The organism is Moorena sp. SIO3B2 (assembly GCF_010692525.1).
GTDB lineage: Bacteria > Cyanobacteriota > Cyanobacteriia > Cyanobacteriales > Coleofasciculaceae > Moorena > Moorena producens.
In genome coordinates this window covers 1-2,963 of sequence record NZ_JAAHHE010000588.1, presented here as the reverse complement: position 1 = coordinate 2,963, position 2,963 = coordinate 1, and the positions used below count along the sequence as shown (strand labels likewise).

Annotated in this window: 1 protein-coding gene and 1 pseudogene; both read right to left on the bottom strand. The window is 42.6% G+C overall.

All coding sequences use genetic code 11. The annotated features are described in order from the left end of the window. Positions 1-233: 233 nt before the first annotated feature. Positions 234-1,556, bottom strand: a complete 1,323-nt coding sequence (locus F6K38_RS38435) for a group II intron reverse transcriptase (RefSeq protein WP_502709650.1) — start codon at positions 1,554-1,556, stop codon at positions 234-236. A 66-nt stretch (positions 1,557-1,622) separates the two neighbouring features. Beyond that, positions 1,623-2,154: pseudogene (locus F6K38_RS38430) on the bottom strand (reverse transcriptase N-terminal domain-containing protein); the annotation flags it as partial. Between the last annotated feature and the right edge of the window lie 809 nt (positions 2,155-2,963).

The window sequence follows — 2,963 nt, the reverse complement described above, 5'->3', positions numbered from 1 at the left end:
AGTCCACATTGTATTTTGTTCAGATTGTGGCTTCCGGATTAGACATTTTTCTAGGATTTGTTTACCCGTGTCACCTCCCCGTTAGCGGCAGTGTGGCTAATCTGTTTCACCTCTGATTCCGCCCTGGATTAAACTAAGCCGGTGAGTCGCCTCACTGACTCGTCTTCAAAACCGTACGTGACACTTTCGCATCATACGGCTCCTCATCATAGGAACCATTGTCATTGGTACCTCTAAAACGGGTTTTCATCTAACTCATTAGAGTTAATTTTAGTACCGTGTTTGGCGTCGTGACAGTGGAGGTGTAGTAACTCAAGATTTTGAGTTTCGTCTTTTCCACCTAATGTGCGTGGTAGTATGTGGTGCGTTTCTAACAAATCTCCTTCCTTGAAGGTAAGACCACAATGAGCACATTTCCTTTCTTGCCTTTTCAAAAGCTTTCCCTTTTGACTGGTCATCTCAGGATGTTTCTGCATTCTGGTACTCCAGTAAATCAGGTCTCCGTCGTAGGGGCTTCGAGTTTCTTGTACTTTTGTATGCCTAACTATGTCTGTTTTGGCATGTTTTTGAAGAAATATTTCTTCGCTTTGAAATACCCAATTGTCTACTTTGTCGGCCTCCCAGGGTTTTTTGGCTTTTTCTGCCTTTGTTCCCCAGTATTTCCTGTTTACCCAGGTTTTTGATTTATTTGGGTGTCTCCTGTATCCCCATCTTTGAAGCTTGTTCCAAAGCAGATAGTCTATTTTTGAGAATGTTTCCTTACTACATACAGATTTGTTGTAGTTGCACCATCCTCTTACAATAGGTTTTAGTTGGCTAATCAGAGCCTTCTGGGGGGCAGCTCTATGTCTGTATATAACTTCTGTGAGTTGCCCATAATGCTTTTGAATTGCTTTCTCCGATGGTTTGATGATGGTTTTAAAACCTTGCTTTGAGTGTGTTTTACCTACCTTGTATTGACGGATATTGAATCCGATAAAGTCAAAACCTTCAAAAGTATGGGTAATTTTAGTTTTGCTTGGTTTTAATTCCAAACCCATGTCATTCAACCATTTATTGATGATTCTTTGACATTCTTCTACTACGGTTTGGTCTTTGTGTATGATGACAAAATCATCAGCATAGCGAATTAGACTTAATGCTCTTCTATTTTTGGATTTTTCTCCTTTCATAGAGATAGCATGTTGTTTAATTCGTTCTTCCATTCCGTGGAGGGCTATATTTGCTAGGAGGGGGGATATTATACCACCTTGGGGGGTACCCTCGTTTGTAGGTGAGAATGTTCCATTATCCATTACACCGGCTTTTAACCAAGATTTGATTAGTCGCCGAATGGATGGATAAGTATTTAATTTTTGAAGAAGAGCATCATGGTTGATTTTATCGAAGCATTTGGCAATGTCGGCATCAAGTATCCATTTGGGTTTTTTACTGATGCTGTTGAATATTGCTTGAATTGCGTCGTGACATGAGCGTCCTGGTCTGAATCCATATGAATTAGGTTCAAATTTGGCTTCCCGGAGACGAAACCTTAGATAGTGGAGCCTTACTAACAAGCCTTAAAACCTTCTCTGCATAACCTTAAAACTATAAAGGCTCCACTATCTTGCGGTAACTTCTGACCATTCAGGTTCGAGTGCCTGTTTGAGAAGTGCTTGTAGGGCGCGGTCATATATTGTAGGGATACCTAGAGGTCGTTTTTCCGTCCGTCCGGGTTTGGGTATCCAGACCCTTCTAGTTGGTTGAGCCTTCTTAGAGACCTTCAGGCTGGCTACTAAGGCGAGGCGTTGCTTATTGGTTAAAGCTTTTACCCCGTCTATTCCGGCAGTCTTTTTACCTTTGTTTTCTTGGGTAACCCTTCTGACCGCTATCATTTTGGCTGACCTTGAAGTTACCGTAAGAGAGTGGAGCCTTTATAGCGACAGGTTATAGGTAATAGTTTTAAGTTATATGAATTAAGGCTCCACTCTCTAAGGTTTCGTCCCAGGATTTCATCAGAGTCTTTTGAAGCTTCCTTACCACGCAAACGTCACCACGTTGGGAGGCTCGATATATCCGTTTTTGCAACTTAAATATGGTCATTTCTAGCTTGCGCCAGTTGACCCTATTCCATTCTGACTGTGGGGCAAACCCCCGAGTTTTAGACTTGTTCATTGCTACTTACAGCTAAATCATTTCCTATAACGTGAATCCGTCAGCATATCCTGGGAATTACTCCAGACGTTAGCTTTTGATTCAATCTTGCCTCTATAGGACTTGCGGCTAACTACCTACTCAGAATCTTCGACCTTTCAACAGAGTACCTATAAAGGTTACTTCGTTCCTGATAACCATTCTGTGGACTTTTAGGGTGGTATTATTCACCGGGAGCTTTGTGGGAAATCATTACTGACTGGCAAACCAGTAATACCTATCTCCTTTGACTATTTGTCTGTAGCGTGTCAGCCGTTTCGCTACTTAGTGATGACGATGATTAAACATACCTTTCTCTCGTACCCATGAGTCCAATGCCTGTTACTAACACCACTTTTGGCTAGTAGTGCTTCACTGTTCGACCCTTGCATCAATCCACAGGTTTGTTAGTTCTGTGAATCAGGGTAGGGCTGTCACTCGGATTTCGCGAGGGTCAGAAGTTACCGAAAGAATAGTGCAGCCTTTATGGTCAGCAGGTTAGGCATCATAGGAGTAAGGTTTTGTACTAAGGCTGCACTATTCTTTGGTTTTGTCTCCGGGATGGATTTTCACCATCATGGTTATCAAGTTGTCATGGTTCGTAAACCAAGCAGCTAATCCCCCAAGTCTTTATCGGACATGGTTTCTAGCTAACGAATCGCACTGCCAGCTTCACTCTGCGAGGTTGCCGCCTGCTCGGTGTGGCCAGATAGGGAGTCACTTGTCTCCTCAAGGATGGGGTTTTCACCCATATCCGTTAGATAGTTAGGATTTTTGAGGTTTTAACCCTC